The 13,655-nt window shown below is 53.4% G+C and carries 14 protein-coding genes; 6 read left to right on the forward strand and 8 right to left on the reverse strand.

The genetic code is table 11. The features are described 5' to 3' along the window. Window positions 1-54: 54 nt before the first annotated feature. The 7 genes from fhuB to G461_RS0101335 all read right to left on the reverse strand — a co-directional run bounded on the left by fhuB (window position 55) and on the right by G461_RS0101335 (window position 8,742). Window positions 55-2,019 carry a Fe(3+)-hydroxamate ABC transporter permease FhuB gene (fhuB, locus tag G461_RS0101305; RefSeq protein WP_035478781.1) on the reverse strand — a complete coding sequence of 655 codons (1,965 nt, stop codon included), beginning with the start codon at window positions 2,017-2,019 and terminating at the stop codon, window positions 55-57. Then, on the reverse strand, window positions 2,016-2,948 hold the full coding sequence (locus G461_RS0101310; RefSeq protein ID WP_026970453.1) for an iron-siderophore ABC transporter substrate-binding protein: 933 nt from the start codon (window positions 2,946-2,948) through the stop codon (window positions 2,016-2,018). The genes fhuB and G461_RS0101310 overlap by 4 nt, the downstream gene beginning before the upstream one ends. After that, a complete protein-coding gene (locus G461_RS0101315; RefSeq protein ID WP_026970454.1) occupies window positions 2,942-3,709 on the reverse strand; it encodes an ABC transporter ATP-binding protein in 768 nt (255 codons plus the stop codon). The genes G461_RS0101310 and G461_RS0101315 overlap by 7 nt, the downstream gene beginning before the upstream one ends. Continuing rightward, on the reverse strand, window positions 3,702-4,433 hold the full coding sequence (locus tag G461_RS0101320; RefSeq protein ID WP_026970455.1) for a (2Fe-2S)-binding protein: 732 nt from the start codon (window positions 4,431-4,433) through the stop codon (window positions 3,702-3,704). Before G461_RS0101320 ends, G461_RS0101315 begins: the two co-directional genes overlap by 8 nt. A gap of 28 nt (window positions 4,434-4,461) precedes the next feature. Beyond that, a complete protein-coding gene (locus tag G461_RS0101325) occupies window positions 4,462-6,636 on the reverse strand; it encodes a TonB-dependent siderophore receptor (RefSeq protein ID WP_245587125.1) in 2,175 nt (724 codons plus the stop codon). Window positions 6,637-6,882: 246 nt separating this feature from the next. Then, a complete protein-coding gene (locus G461_RS0101330; protein WP_245587129.1) occupies window positions 6,883-7,752 on the reverse strand; it encodes an AraC family transcriptional regulator in 870 nt (289 codons plus the stop codon). Between the two features lie 96 nt (window positions 7,753-7,848). Then, entirely contained in the window at window positions 7,849-8,742 is an 894-nt protein-coding gene (locus G461_RS0101335; RefSeq protein ID WP_026970458.1) for a LysR family transcriptional regulator, read from the reverse strand. Window positions 8,743-8,890: 148 nt separating this feature from the next. On the opposite strand from G461_RS0101335, the gene G461_RS0101340 reads away from it, so the two are divergent. The 6 genes from G461_RS0101340 to G461_RS0101365 all read left to right on the forward strand — a co-directional run bounded on the left by G461_RS0101340 (window position 8,891) and on the right by G461_RS0101365 (window position 12,943). Further along, window positions 8,891-9,874, forward strand: coding sequence for a potassium channel beta subunit family protein (locus G461_RS0101340; protein WP_026970459.1), 984 nt, complete (start codon window positions 8,891-8,893; stop codon window positions 9,872-9,874). A gap of 127 nt (window positions 9,875-10,001) precedes the next feature. Beyond that, window positions 10,002-10,631, forward strand: coding sequence for a DUF1349 domain-containing protein (locus tag G461_RS0101345; protein ID WP_026970460.1), 630 nt, complete (start codon window positions 10,002-10,004; stop codon window positions 10,629-10,631). A gap of 181 nt (window positions 10,632-10,812) precedes the next feature. Then, window positions 10,813-11,694, forward strand: coding sequence for a hypothetical protein (locus G461_RS22930; protein WP_035478786.1), 882 nt, complete (start codon window positions 10,813-10,815; stop codon window positions 11,692-11,694). Window positions 11,695-11,760: 66 nt separating this feature from the next. Continuing rightward, a complete protein-coding gene (locus G461_RS0101355) occupies window positions 11,761-12,174 on the forward strand; it encodes a hypothetical protein (protein ID WP_026970461.1) in 414 nt (137 codons plus the stop codon). Window positions 12,175-12,280: 106 nt separating this feature from the next. Beyond that, window positions 12,281-12,421 carry a hypothetical protein gene (locus tag G461_RS26030; RefSeq protein ID WP_157360197.1) on the forward strand — a complete coding sequence of 47 codons (141 nt, stop codon included), beginning with the start codon at window positions 12,281-12,283 and terminating at the stop codon, window positions 12,419-12,421. Between the two features lie 156 nt (window positions 12,422-12,577). Next, on the forward strand, window positions 12,578-12,943 hold the full coding sequence (locus G461_RS0101365; RefSeq protein ID WP_026970462.1) for a DUF2200 domain-containing protein: 366 nt from the start codon (window positions 12,578-12,580) through the stop codon (window positions 12,941-12,943). 67 nt (window positions 12,944-13,010) lie between these two features. On the opposite strand, the gene G461_RS0101370 is transcribed toward G461_RS0101365, so the two are convergent. Beyond that, window positions 13,011-13,628 (reverse strand): glutathione S-transferase family protein, encoded by a 618-nt coding sequence (locus G461_RS0101370; protein ID WP_026970463.1) that lies wholly within the window; start codon window positions 13,626-13,628, stop codon window positions 13,011-13,013. Window positions 13,629-13,655: the final 27 nt, after the last annotated feature.

Here is a 13,655-nt window from a genome sequence, read left to right on the forward strand (position 1 = left end):
CCACACATTTAAATACGAATAATTATCAACTGCATTGATATCAATCAACAATTGTCAATTACTGCGCTGCCCTCGGATCAACAGAGTAATAAAATACAGCCCGCCAATCACGGAAACCAGTGTACCCGCAGCTACTTGGGTCGGATAGAACAGTACCCAGCCCAAATAATCCGCCAGCACCAATAAGCAGGCACCGCAGCTAGCAGCCACCGCTATTTGCTGCCCCGCTTGGCGCGCGCCTAACAGTACCGCCATATGCGGCGCCAGTAGGCCGATAAAGGCAATTGGGCCTAAGTATGCCGTTACAATGGCGCACAACAATGCGACCAGAACTAACAACACCACAAAGCGGGCGTTTACCGACAGGCCACGCGCTTGGGCGAACTGGCGACCAGCGGAGAGCAGAGTCAGCGACTTGCTACACAGCAGCGCCACCGTCACTAACACCAGTGACAGCACAAACAGAAACAGTGCGTCGCTAGGCTGCACCCGGTAGGTGGAACCTGCCAGCCACCCGAGGATCTCGTAGATACTTTGGGTGCCGCGAGCCAGGGCAAACTGCACCAAGGCCTCTATCAGCGCTGTCAGGGCGATACCGCAGAGGATCAGCATCGATGGCGCGTAGTTATGCCGACGGCCTAACACCAGCAGCAAGACCAACACCAGCATGCTGCCCACAAAGGCCAGCAGCGGGCCATGCTCGTAGATACTGACGCCAAACAGCACCGAGCTGCCCACCAGCATTAAGGTGGCTCCGGCCGACAAGCCTAAGATATCGGGGCTGGCCAGTGGGTTGTAGATCAGCCGCTGCAGCACGGTACCGGCGGTGGCCAAGGCGGCCCCGGCAGAGAGCGCCGCCAAGATGCGCGGCCAACGCAAGGAAAAACTAAACTCGCTGGGCCATTGCAGCTGCCAGCTTCCGGCGTTAAAACCGCTGCCTAAAGAGAGCGCCAACAAACCCAAGCAGATAATCGGCAGCAGGGTTTTGGTCAGCCTCGTCAAACGCGCTGCGCCCTGTGGCAGCTCTATCGATAAGCGGTCTTCCGAGCGCAGATTACGGCGGGTTAACAGCAGCAGTAGAGGAGCGCCGATTAAGGCAGTGGCGGTGCCGGTGTGCACCGTATCGATGGTAAGCAGGCTTAGCCCGCGCGCCAACATGTCGGTCACCAACAATAGCAACGCACCAAAAATAGCGCTGTGCAGTAGCTCCGAGCGCGGCGAGCGCGCCCCCAACAAACGGGCAATATTGGGCGCAATCAGGCCGATAAAGCCAATCGCTCCCACAGCGGTAATTGCGCTGGCGACTATCCATAGGCCACACAGCATCAGCAGCAGGAACATTGGCGCCAAGTTCAGCCCCCTGCCCTGCGCGCCTTGCTGACCGAGTCGCAACAAGGCCAACACGCGCGGTGCCACCGCAACAATGACCAGCGCAGGCAACATCCGTGGCAGCAGCCAGATAAACCAATCCCAATCGTGCTGACTAAGGTCGCCCGCCCCCCAGATAAACAGGTTGTTGGCGTACTGCTCGTGCAGCAGAATAATCGCGGTGGCGATGGCGCCGAGTAAAATATTAACCGCCATACCCGCCAACACAATCGGCAAACCGGATAGATTGCGCCAGCCAACAATCAGCAGCACCAGCGCCATACTCACGCCTGCGCCAAGCATGGCTGCAACCACCGCATAAGAGCCGCTTAAGCCCGGTAGCCATACATTCAGCACCACCAGCGCTAGCCAGACACCGGAGGAGGTGCCCAGCGTCATGGGCGACAGCAAGGGGTTTTGGGTAAGCTGCTGTAGCAAACTGCCCACTAAGCCTAAGCCTGCGCCCACCACTAGCGCCATGGCCAGCCGTGGTAAGTTGGCATAGTAAAATGCGAAATCGGCGAACACCTGTGGCTCTGCGCCTTGCAGCAGTTGCCACTGGCGAGCCGGGCTTAGCTCGCTGCCAAACAGCACACTCAGCAAGGCGATTAGCAGCAGGAATGGCAGGTTGAAGGAATAACGCAGATTCATGGCGCTACCTCCGGCTCAGGCTGCACCTGGGGCGCTAGCGCGAACAAGGTTGCCGCCAGCGCCTCAGCGTTATACAGGATCGACATCGCTCCGCCGTAACTCCAGGTGGGCGCAACCGGGGCAATTCGCCCCTGTTTGACGAAAGGCATGGCCTGCCACAAACGTGAGCGGTCCATTTCAGCTTGGTAGTAGAAGGGCTCAAAATAGAGCACCAGCCCCTGCTCGACCCGCGCCAACTGCAGCACTTTTTGCTGGGAGATCCCCCACTGGCTGGCCCGGCTGTCCAAGGCAGGTTCAAAGCCTAAACGCTCTAGCACATACTCCGGAATCGAGTTCTTGCCGTACACCCACGCGGCGGTGGGGTTGGCAAAGCGCAGGCTAACTGCAAGCGGTTTTCCCGCGGGGAAAGCTCTGGTTAGCTCAGCGCTTAAGGCAGCGATTCGTTGCTCCATAGCGCTCAACTTTCGCTCGGCCAGCTCGGATTGGCCCAATACATGGGCTATCCGGCGATAATTGTCGATGGCCGCCTGAACATTGTCGTGTCCAGCTTGATAGGTGCTGTAATAGAGCACCGGCGCAATCTGTGACAAGGCAGGAATCAAATGCCGCTGACCGAGGCTGGCGAAAATCACATCCGGCTTAAGCTCGGCAATGCGCTCAAGGTTGGGTTCGGCGCGGGTGCCCAGATCAATAACCTGCTCTGGCATCGCTGGCTGGCGTACCCATTCGCTATATCCGGGAATATCACTAATCGCCAGCGGGACCACATCGAGCTCAAGCACTTGCTCGGCCAGCTCCCAACTCAGGGCGATTACGCGCTCAGGGCGCTTATCTAAGGTTTGCCGGCCCAAGCTGTCTTGCACATAGAACTGTGCCCAAGCCGCTTGGCTTAGCGCCAGCAAGGCCACCATCACACAGCGTTTTAGCATACCGCAGCCACCTTGGTGCTTAACTCAGGATGGCTGAGTAGGCGAAACTCGGCGTTGAATAGCTCTCTTAGTAAAGCTTCATCTTGCAGCTCAGCCGTGTCACCGGCAAAGGCCACCTTGCCTTGTTTGAGCGCCACCACCTTGCTGGCGTAACGTAGCGCTAGGTTAATATCGTGGATAATCACCACCACCCCGCGACCCGATCGCTGGTTGAGCTCGCTCAGCAGACTCATCAGTTGGTACTGATGGCTAATGTCGAGCGCCGAGGTTGGCTCGTCCAACACTAAAATCGGCGATTGCTGGGCCAGTAACATGGCCACAAATGCCCGCTGACGTTCACCGCCAGAAAGCGAGTCCACCAGCTCATTGGCGAAACGGCCCATGTCGGTCTGGCTTAGAGCCTCTTCCAGCAACTGTTGGTCTTGCTCGCGCCAGCGCCCCAAGCTACCGCGCCACGGGTAGCGGCCCAGCTTGACCAGCTCGCTCACATTGAGCCCTGCCACCTGTGGCAAGTGCTGTGGCAAAAACGCTACCTGCTGCGCCAAGCTGCGGGCTTTAATCTTATCCACCGGCTTGCCGTTTAGGCTCACCTTCCCCTGCTCCGGAGCGAACTGACCGGTGAGCAGATTAACCAAGGTAGATTTCCCCGAGCCATTGTGGCCAAGGATCACGGTAAAGGCTGAGCTGTCGATGGCCAACTGCTCAACCTGCAAAATAGTGCGCCCTTCGCGGCGAACCTCAACATTATCTAGTTCAAACATCTGCTTCACTTTTAGGGCGACAAGGGCAGTCGCCGCAGTAGTCGCCTTCATCGAGGCGGTATTCCATACAACACGCCCGGCGCAGCGGGTCATCGCGGTATTCGCGCTGCTGACTTTGTAAACCGGCTCCTAAGAGCCAAGCATCAAGCTGCTCGGCGAGGGTGTCTTGGCCCAAGCGTAAATCAAGGTCGTCTTGATGTTCCCAAAGCAGCCGTAGCGAGTGTTCGATGCTATCGGCCAACAGCTTTTTACTCAGGCTGCGGCTTAGGCTAAATGAAGCCGCTGCCGCGTCGTATAAGCCACCAGATAGCTGCGCCAACTGCCTGCCGGCGACAACCGCTGAGCTGGCAAACACGCTGACATAAGCATCCTCTGGTAGCCAATATCCGGCCACCATCTGCTCGCTGCATTGCTGTTTAAACCCGGCTAAACGCGGCACATAGCCAAACAGGTAGTGACTGAGCACCAGCAAGGCTATCGGCTGCCAATTCATCAACGTCCAGCTGCGGGTTTGCCAGTAGATCTTGCCTGCCTCTGGGTGCCCGGTGGCTATTGATTGATAAAGCCAAGCAGCGCTTTGCACTTGTTGGCTACCGCCCAGATACGGCGGTGCTAACAGCCGCTCGCCCGCTGGTGCGCTATCTACGACTAAAGCCCGCAGAGCCGGGCTTATTTTTTGAGCAACCTCGATCAGTTGCAGTCGATACTGTTGGGCCTGCCGCATTGACAGGCCCTCGACACTTAGTGGAATGCTAGAAGCCAAGTTTCACCCGAGCCTCGATACGGCGCTCATCGCCAGCCCAGCAGTTCATCTGGTCGTAACAGCTGTAGTACTCTTTGTCGAACAGGTTGGTAACCGCAACACTCGCCACCGCATTTTCCAGCGAACTGGTGAAGCTGCCCATGTCGTAGCCCACCGACAGGTCAAACAAGGTGTAACCCGATACGGTCGAGGTGTTCTGCGAGTCGATTTGCGTCTCGCCCACATAGCGCGCACCGCCGCCCAAGGTCAGGCCATTCAGCGACCCTTGGTAGAAGTGATAGCTCGCCCACAGGTTGGCCGTTTGATCCGGTACCCATACCGGGGTCTTGCCTTGTAGGTCGGTATCTTTCTCGATGGTCATATCCAGCAAGGTGTAGTTGGCCATCAGGTTCAGGTTGTGATTCACCTGCCATGAGCCCTCCAACTCCAAGCCTTTAGATACCGTTTCGCCCACTTGGATTTGGTCGTACGGACTGCCGTTCGGATCGCGGGTTACTGCATTCTCTTTGGTGATATGGAACAGCGAGCCAGTGAAGTTGATGTCGCGATCGTAGGAGCTGTACTTCACACCACCTTCCCATTGCTTACCGGTAGACGGGTCAAAGGCATTGCCGTCGGTGTCAGTGCCAATCTCCGGCTCGAAGCTCTCGGCATAGCTGATGTACGGCGCCCAACCATTGTCGAACTCATACAGACCACCAAAGCGGAACGAGGTGTTGTACTGATTCTGCTTGGTTTTACCGTCCCAGATCTGCTCACGTTCTTGGTAGCTATATTCGTCGTAACGCAGGCCAGCGATCATCACCAAACGGTCTAGCCGCATCTGGTTTTGGAAGTACACACCGGTTTGCTCTACATCAATCAGGTAGTGGCCGTTCCAGTACTCAGGATTGCTCTTGAGGTAGTCGTAAAGGCTGTCGTGATCCAGCATATTGTTGTTGGGGTTGTAGATGTCGATGGCCGAGATCTGCGCATCCCAATACTGCACTTCGGATTCCAGCTTCTGCCAATCCATACCGAACAGTAGGTTATGCTCCAGCGCGCCAGTGGTGACATAGCCGGATAGCTGCAGGTCAACAGTCCAACCTTTGGAGGTCTCATCGGTGAGGTAGGCACGGCGGTTTAACGTGCGGCCATCAGATTCCAGCGTTGGACAGTAGGTACCCGTTGCTGCGTCATAACACAGGTTGTAGGTGTTCTTTTGTAGCGCTTCCGCATCCATGTAGCGGGCGTTGACCAACACGCTCCAATCGGTGTTGAAATCGTGGGTTAGCTTGGCGCCATACAATCCCACTTTGCGGTCATACTCGTTCCAATTCTGATCGCCGGTGAACAGGCTGCGGCTGAGATCGCCATTGGGGTTGCCTTGCACCGAACCAAAGCTTGGCATAGTAGTGTAGATACCCGCTGATGGGTCGTGTTGGTAATAGGCGTTTAGGTTCAGCAAGGTGGCATCGCTGATATGCCAATCCAGCGACGGCGCAATCAGGTAACGCTCTTCCTCAGAGGTATCGGCCATGCCATCTTGCTTGTTGGCCTTAGCGATCACGCGGTAGGCAAAATCACTGCTACCAATCTGCCCGGTACTGTCGAAGGTCGCTTCGGCTTTGTTGTGACTCCCCGAGGCCACGCCAATCTCGGTGTGGCGCTCCATCTGTGGCGACTTGGCAATCATGTTAACCATCCCGCCCGGTGGCATGTTGCCGTAAAGCACCGAGGTGGGGCCTTTAAATACCTCGATTTGCTCTACCGCAAAGGGGTCGATCTGCGGCTGCAGGTTCCAGCCATTAAACAGCAGCTGCAGACCGTCGTAGAAGTTCTGATAGTTATCAAAGCCTCGGATGTTAAACAAATCCAGACGAGTCACCGCCCCACCGCGCAGCTCAGTATTGACGCCGGGCACATAGCGCAGCGCTTCGGTCACAGAGCTTACGCCGCGCAGCTCCATGGTTTCACTATCAATCACCGAGATCCCCTGTGGGGTTTCTTCCGGTGCTAAGGCGGTTTTCGTGGCGGTGTTCCGGTAGCTTTTCGCTAGTACGGTAAGGTGTTCGTCGACGTGATCCGTGTCGTTTGCGATAACCGGGCCTGCCAATGCTGCTGCGACCACTGCACTAAGCAGCCGAGGCGCAAAGCCCATTTTGTCCAATGATTTTTCGAACATCAGGTGTCTCTTTGTAAATATCTTGTTAAGCCAATGCAATTGCGAATTATTTTCATTTGCATTGTAAGAGAAAGAGACAGAGGTGAAAACTAACAATTTGGTGCAAATTGCTTGCGGCGGTTCTAGGCTTCGCGAAAGGATATTTTGGGTTTAGCTAAAGGATTTTGTGGGGCTAGTGAGAATGCTCTGAACTTATTCGATAGTGCTTAGCGCCAACAAGTTGCCGACTGCCACGTTAAAAGACTACTAAGCCAGCTTAACGACGGGGACCCAATACTCCATTAGCGCATCGACGGCATCGGCTTGGTAGTTGGCGGGATAGATCTCTAGCTCAAAACCCTCTAAGCCTTGATAGCCCGAGTCGGGTAGCCACTGCTCCAAGAACCACCACAGGCTGCCGGCCAGCTCACTTACCGGCCCTATGTGGCTGATAACCGCATAGTGTTGCTCGGGAACACTGAGCGCTGTTAAGCCTTGAATGGCGGCATCAGCGGGCAGCTCGCTCACTTCAACACCGGCAAAGTAGCGATACTGCTGCTGAGTGAGGGAAGGGACATCGATCACCCCAATATGCCGTAGCTGGCGAGAGGTCGGGCAGCTTGTCAGCAAGGCCTCCCAAAGGCGTGGCACTTGCTGGGCAAACTCAGGCTGCTCGGCAAACAGCCCATCAATGACCCCATCGACCGCCACAAGTTGCAAACCATCGAGCCGCTCCAAACGAATGTTGACCAACTTGCTGCGATGCTGCTCGTTGGACTCCATGCGGCTTAAGGGCAGCACAATTCCTTGTCGTCGACGCTTGCGCCGATACACTCCCGGGGTACAAGCAAAGTGCTGGCGAAACGCGCGGTTAAAGCTTATCTCCGAGCCAAAGCCCAAGGCCTCGCTCACCTGAGCCACCGTTTGTGAGGTATCCAAAAGCAGCTCCGCTGCCCTACTCAGCTTTATCACCCGTACATACTGCGCCACCTTATAGCCCGTTTGCGCCTGAAACACCCGCTGCAGCTGCCAACGCGACCAACAGCTTTGCGCCGCGAGCTCATCCAAACTCAGCCCAAGGTGGAGGTTCGTATGGATATAGTTGAGTAGGTTTTCGATACGGGTGAAGCGCGTCACACTCAAGCAGTGGTTCCTTTCGCGGCTGGGTAACAGTAGTAAGCCCACCATATTGCAGCAATCACGCAGCGAAGTATAGAAAGTGGCCCTATGCGACTAACCTGCATCGCCTACATACTCCTGCAAAAACTCCACAAATAACTGCAAGCGCGTGGAGTGGCCAATCTTCGGTGGATAGAGCATCCACACCTGCCGTGGCTCAATTTGATAGTCGCTGAGTAGCCGTTGCAGGCGGCCTTCTTTTACATCGCCCCACAACAAGTGCTCGGGGATGCGGATTACCCCTTGCCCATTCAAAGCCGCGGCGCGCAAGATGTTGTTGTCGGCCACCGAGAGCCAGCCTTGGGCCTCGATAACCTCGGTTTGGCCGTAGCGTTGGAACTGCCAGTCGCGCCACTCTGGAAAGGCCAAGCACTCCAGCTCTGTTAGGTCACTCGGACGCTGCGGAACGGGGTTGGCTGACAGATACTCGGGGGATGCCACCACCCAGTGGCTATAGGGCATCAGCTTGCGGGCAATCATGTTCTGTGGCGGATGCTCGGTAACCCGAATCGCCAAGTCGAAATTGCGCTGGTTCAGATCTTCCAGTTGATGGCCCACCTCTATCTCGAACTTCACCTCCGGATAGCGCTGCTTAAACTGCTGACAGGCATTAACCAATATGGTTTGGGCAAACACCGTGGGCGCGGTGATACGCAACACCCCGGCGACGTCTTGGTCGCTGTGTTGCAGCTCGCGCTCCAGCTCTACCAAGCCGCTGTGCATGGCCTGCGCCTGTAGCAGTACCTTTTGCCCCTCGGTGGTTAGCCGCACCTTACGGGTGGTTCTAACCAACAGCTGGCTACTGAGGTCACGCTCCAGGCTGCGGATCTGCTGCGACAAATAGCTGCGCGAGATGCCGAGTTGCTCAGCGGCTTTGGAAAAACTCAGCTGCTGGGCGACTTCATAGAACAGCAGCATCCGTTCCAGTTTTTTGTGGTGTTTGCTCATCGATACCTTCCTGCTATACCCGCCTCAATTCTACACAATCAAAATTTTTTGTTTGTTATATCAAACAGTGTTTTCACTTTTAACGGCTTTTTCCCCCACCGCAGCGGCGTATACTTTGCTGTAAATTCTGATACTTAACAGGTGAAACATGGAATATCGTCGCTTAGGAAACAGTGGTCTTCAGGTCAGTGAAGTGGGCCTGGGTTCGTGGGTAACCTTTGGCAAGCAGGTCGACTTGGGCGCCGCCAAGCAAATCATGACCAAGGCCTACGATGCGGGCATCAACTTCTTCGATAATGCCGAGGGCTACGAAGCCGGTGAGAGCGAGCGCTTGATGGGTCAAGCCATCGATGAGCTAGGCTGGAGCCGTGACAGCTACGTGGTATCTAGCAAGGTGTTTTGGGGCGGCGAAAAACCCACCCAGCGCGGCCTTAGCCGCAAGCACGTCTTCGACGCCTGCCACGCCGCCCTTAAGCGCCTGCGCGTCGACTACCTCGACCTGTACTACTGCCATCGCCCAGATATCGACACCCCGATCTATGAGACCGTGCGCGCTATGCACGACTTGGTCAGCCAAGGCAAAGTGATGTACTGGGGCACCTCGGAGTGGAGCGCTCAGCAGATCACCGAAGCCTGGGCCGTGGCCAAGGCCGAAAACCTGCACGCGCCAGTGATGGAACAGCCGCAGTACAACATGCTAATCCGCGATAAAGTGGAGGCCGAATACCTACCGCTGTACTCGCTGACCGGCCTCGGCACCACCATCTTCTCGCCACTGGCCAGCGGCCTACTCACCGGTAAGTACCTGAAAGGCATTCCAGAGGACAGCCGACTGAGCCTGCCAGGCTACGAATGGCTGCGCGATATGCTGATGGGTGAGAACAACAAGCTTGAGCAGATTGCCCAACTTAACCAACTGGCCGCCAGCCTGGGCATGCCACTGCACCATTTGGCGCTTAACTGGTGTTTGCGTACACCGCATGTCAGCAGCGTGATCTTGGGTGTATCTAAGCTAGAGCAGCTAGACGACAACCTGCAGGCGCTGACCCTGAAAGGCCAGATCGGCAATGAGATTTGGCAGCAGGTGGATGAGATCTTGGGGAATAAACCAGCGGGGCCAGAGCGCTTCTAAACGCTAGCTTGTAAACGTGAGCGCTCACCCTTAAGTGCCCAATATCTGATGATATATTGGCGCTTTCGGTGAGCGTTTTTTGTTTGGCTTCACCTGTTGATGAGCACTAAGAAACAAGGATAAGCAGATGGTCGATTTTCGTAGCGGCAGTTGGATTAACCCACCCAAGCAGTTTGACGTGAGCGCCAATACCGTCTCGATAACCACCGAGCCGGGCACCGATTTTTGGCAACGCTCCTACTACGGCTTTCGCAACGACAATGCCCCAGCCCTGCAGATCCGCTCCAGCGATAACTTCACCTTTACCGCCAAAGTCAGCTTTGACTACCAAGCCCAGTTCGATCAGTGTGGGCTGATTATCTACCTCGATAACGAGAACTGGTTTAAAGCCTCCATCGAGTACGAGAACGCCCAGTTCTCCCGCCTTGGCAGCGTGGTCACAAACCTGGGCTACTCCGACTGGGCCACCGCCGATATTCCCCTACCCCAAGCGACTTGGTACCGGCTAAGCCGCCGCGGCCCCGACTTTCTGATTGAGTCGTCCTTCGATGGCATCGAGTTTAAACAAATGCGCATTTTCCACCTGCATAAACTCGGTGAAACCAGCCCTGAGATGGGTAAGTGCAACCCACCGTTGCCTGCAGAGAACGAGGTGAGCTTTGGCGTATATGCCTGCAGCCCCACCGATTCATCGTTTACTGCGACATTTACTGAGATGAGTTTGACCGATTGCCAGTGGTTGGCGCACCTGGTTTAGACTTTTGCCGGGAAAGCGCCCCCTTTCATCTGAGATCAAACCTTCTTTCGCATTCACAGTTTTCGACTGTCTAGGTAAGCCCTTGTTGGATATGGCCTGATCCAAATGATAATCTGTAATTAAACAGATTAATCAATAGGGAGCTGTTACTTTTATAGCTGCCCTTGATAAGGAAGTAGTGATGGCAAAAGAAAACAGCAATGTACAAACATGTGGCATTGTAATGCCCATTTCAGGTATAGATGGCTGCTCAGAGTCTCATTGGTCTGAAGTCTTAAGTATTCTTACGGATGCTATCGAAGATGCAGATTTCGAAGGAAACTTAGTTAGTAATGCAGACGATGTTGGCATTATCCACAAAAGAATTATCCAAAATCTCTATGACAATCCTATTGTTGTCTGTGACGTTAGTTGCAAAAACCCCAATGTCATGTTTGAACTTGGAATGAGACTGGCTTTTGATAAGCCGACAATAATCGTCAAAGATGACAAAACCTCATACTCCTTCGACACCTCCTCAATTGAGCACTTAGAGTACCCTCGCGACTTACGATTCAGCCAAATTGTAGAGTTTAAAGAAAAACTTTCAGAGAAAATACAAGCAACTTACAATAAATCGACATCTGACGACAACTACACAACCTTTCTAAAACATTTTGGTGAATTTAAAGTTGCTAAAATAGACAAAAAAGAAGTTTCTGCACAGGAATTTATACTAGAAGAAATTAAGAACTTAAGGCGTTCTTTATCTCGTATGGAGAGGGCTGGACTATCTCGAAAACTTGATAATTATGGTATAGATACTGATATAGACATCTGTTTAGGCCATGGCGAGCGTCACGATATTTCTGAGCATTTCAGAAGATTCATGGAGCATCCAGCTCTTAAGAATGTAGGTGTAAAGGAAGTGAGTCCTGACCATGTCCATATAATTGCTGACATCAAGGATGAGTACCCTAAAGAGCTAGTTAGAGAGGAACTTGAAAGCATGACTGGTTTAAAAAACCGAAAAGCCAAGTCTAATAAAACCAAGAGGGATAGCTATAATGGCCCATCATTTTGATAAGTATAATGAAATTTTATCGAGAGCTTTCGCTACGGTCTTTTTGTTTTTAGGTAAAGCAAATACATGAGCAGAAATCAAGCTTTAGAAAGAGTTGGAAGAGCTAGGGTTGCGTACGTGCTTCAAAAAAAAGGGTGGAGGGTTGGCGAAGCATTTGATGATGGTTACGACCTATTAGCACACCACCCAGAGAAAAATGTAACATGCTACATTGAACTTAAAACCATGGACTCATCTAACAGAGGTACAGATACAAACTTAACTGCTCCAGTGAGTCAAAAAGAAAGGCAAACCTGCACCCATATCATCATATATCTAGAACCAGAAGGGAGATACTTCATAGCAAGAAAGGATAACATTCTTACTTCGAAGGGAAACATCTTTGCAGCAACAAACAAGTCCGGTTCTTTGCGTAGCCCTCGAGAACATAGTAAGAGCTTTGCGAAGTATGAAAACAAATGGAATGAGCTTACTAAATAGCACCATTAAAGGTTTTTGGAATATAGTCAATTGATTTCAACAAACAATCCGGAGACAACAATGCTAGTGCTAAAAGTAGATCAGAGTAAAACAAGAATAAGTCGAGGTGTTTGCCGATGACGCGGCCCATGCTACTTACTTGGAGTCGCTGCACTTCAAAACCTTTATGGAGACCATCTCCCCGCTGGTTGAAGGAGAGATGGCGGTGGAGAAATACTCGCCGTGTTTTCCTGCGGACCTTGCTTAAGGGCCCTTAACACCCGCGCTAAATATTCTCCGTTAAAATGCAGCTTCGCTGTCAGAACTTGCACAGCATCACTGGCAAAGACGGTTAAACATGTCCTCAGAAACGCCCAGTATCTGTTGCTATAATGCGCAGCCGGAACACTGTGATATAGAACCCATGAGCACCACTAAAGAGCAAGATGAACAAATCGCAAACATGAGTTTCACCAAGATCTACCCCTTATATGTGGCGAAAGTATCCAAGAAAGGACGAACTGAACAAGAGCTTATTCAGGTGATTTCATGGCTCACCGGTTATGATAAAGGACAGATCCAAGGCTTCGTCCAAGACGATGTTACATTTCGCGATTTTTTCAAAGGCGCATCAATTCACCCAAACTCTTTTCTGATTACAGGAAAGGTTTGTGGGTTTAAAGTCGAAGACATCCAAACGCCACTGACACGACATGCAAGATATTTGGACAAGCTGGTCGATGAACTCGCAAAAGGCAAACAGATGGAGAAGATTCTTCGCACGCCCTAGCGAGCCCATGCCGCTGCGACCTTAAGTGCAGTGAATTGCCATAATGCTGAATTCAAAACTCCTTCCACTAAACCCGCAGCCCCACATTAGATAACTGCATCGGCACAAAGCCCGGCAGCGCTTCCACCCTAGCCAGCCATGCCTCAATCGCCGGATAGCCCTTTAAGCTCACTCCCCCTTCTGGGGCCAGCTTGGTGTAGCTGTACATCGCCAAGTCAGCGATGGTTGGGTGGCTGCCCACCAGCCAATCGCGTAGCAGTAAGTAGCCCTCTAGCTGGGCAAACAGCTTGGCTGCTTCCTGCAACAAGCTCGGTCTGTCTATGGGGCGGTTAAACAGGTTGGCGGCTCGCAGCTTGGAGGCCGTGCCCGCCAAGCGATTGGCAGCCAGCGAAAGGAAGGTTTCGACCTGAGCGCGTAGCTCGGGGGCCTCGGGCAGCCATTGCTGCGACTTATCGTACTTACTCGCCAAGTACACCAAGATGGCGTTGGAATCAGCGATCACCACATCGCCATCTTGCAGCACCGGGATCTGGCCAAAGGGGTTTAGGGCTAAGAACTCGGGCTGGTGTTGTTCGCCTTTGAGCAAATCCACCGTGACCAACTCAAACTCCAGTTCAAGCAGGCTAAGCAACATATGGGGGCGATGGGCGTGGCCCGAGATGGGGTGCCAGTAGAGTGTAATCATGGTGTGCTCCGTGTCGATGTGATGGCT

Source organism: Aliagarivorans marinus DSM 23064 (genome assembly GCF_000429485.1).
Taxonomy (GTDB): Bacteria; Pseudomonadota; Gammaproteobacteria; order Enterobacterales; family Celerinatantimonadaceae; genus Aliagarivorans; species Aliagarivorans marinus.

What these genes read in the sequence shown, in the direction of transcription:
- fhuB (WP_035478781.1), bottom strand. Translation starts at nt 2,019, where the DNA reads ATGAATCTGCGTTATTCCTTCAACCTGCCATTCCTGCTGCTAATCGCC.
- G461_RS0101310 (WP_026970453.1), bottom strand. Translation starts at nt 2,948, where the DNA reads ATGCTAAAACGCTGTGTGATGGTGGCCTTGCTGGCGCTAAGCCAAGCG.
- G461_RS0101315 (WP_026970454.1), bottom strand. Translation starts at nt 3,709, where the DNA reads ATGTTTGAACTAGATAATGTTGAGGTTCGCCGCGAAGGGCGCACTATT.
- G461_RS0101320 (WP_026970455.1), bottom strand. Translation starts at nt 4,433, where the DNA reads ATGCGGCAGGCCCAACAGTATCGACTGCAACTGATCGAGGTTGCTCAA.
- G461_RS0101325 (WP_245587125.1), bottom strand. Translation starts at nt 6,636, where the DNA reads ATGTTCGAAAAATCATTGGACAAAATGGGCTTTGCGCCTCGGCTGCTT.
- G461_RS0101335 (WP_026970458.1), bottom strand. Translation starts at nt 8,742, where the DNA reads ATGAGCAAACACCACAAAAAACTGGAACGGATGCTGCTGTTCTATGAA.
- G461_RS0101340 (WP_026970459.1), top strand. Translation starts at nt 8,891, where the DNA reads ATGGAATATCGTCGCTTAGGAAACAGTGGTCTTCAGGTCAGTGAAGTG.
- G461_RS0101345 (WP_026970460.1), top strand. Translation starts at nt 10,002, where the DNA reads ATGGTCGATTTTCGTAGCGGCAGTTGGATTAACCCACCCAAGCAGTTT.
- G461_RS22930 (WP_035478786.1), top strand. Translation starts at nt 10,813, where the DNA reads ATGGCAAAAGAAAACAGCAATGTACAAACATGTGGCATTGTAATGCCC.
- G461_RS0101355 (WP_026970461.1), top strand. Translation starts at nt 11,761, where the DNA reads ATGAGCAGAAATCAAGCTTTAGAAAGAGTTGGAAGAGCTAGGGTTGCG.
- G461_RS0101365 (WP_026970462.1), top strand. Translation starts at nt 12,578, where the DNA reads ATGAGCACCACTAAAGAGCAAGATGAACAAATCGCAAACATGAGTTTC.
- G461_RS0101370 (WP_026970463.1), bottom strand. Translation starts at nt 13,628, where the DNA reads ATGATTACACTCTACTGGCACCCCATCTCGGGCCACGCCCATCGCCCC.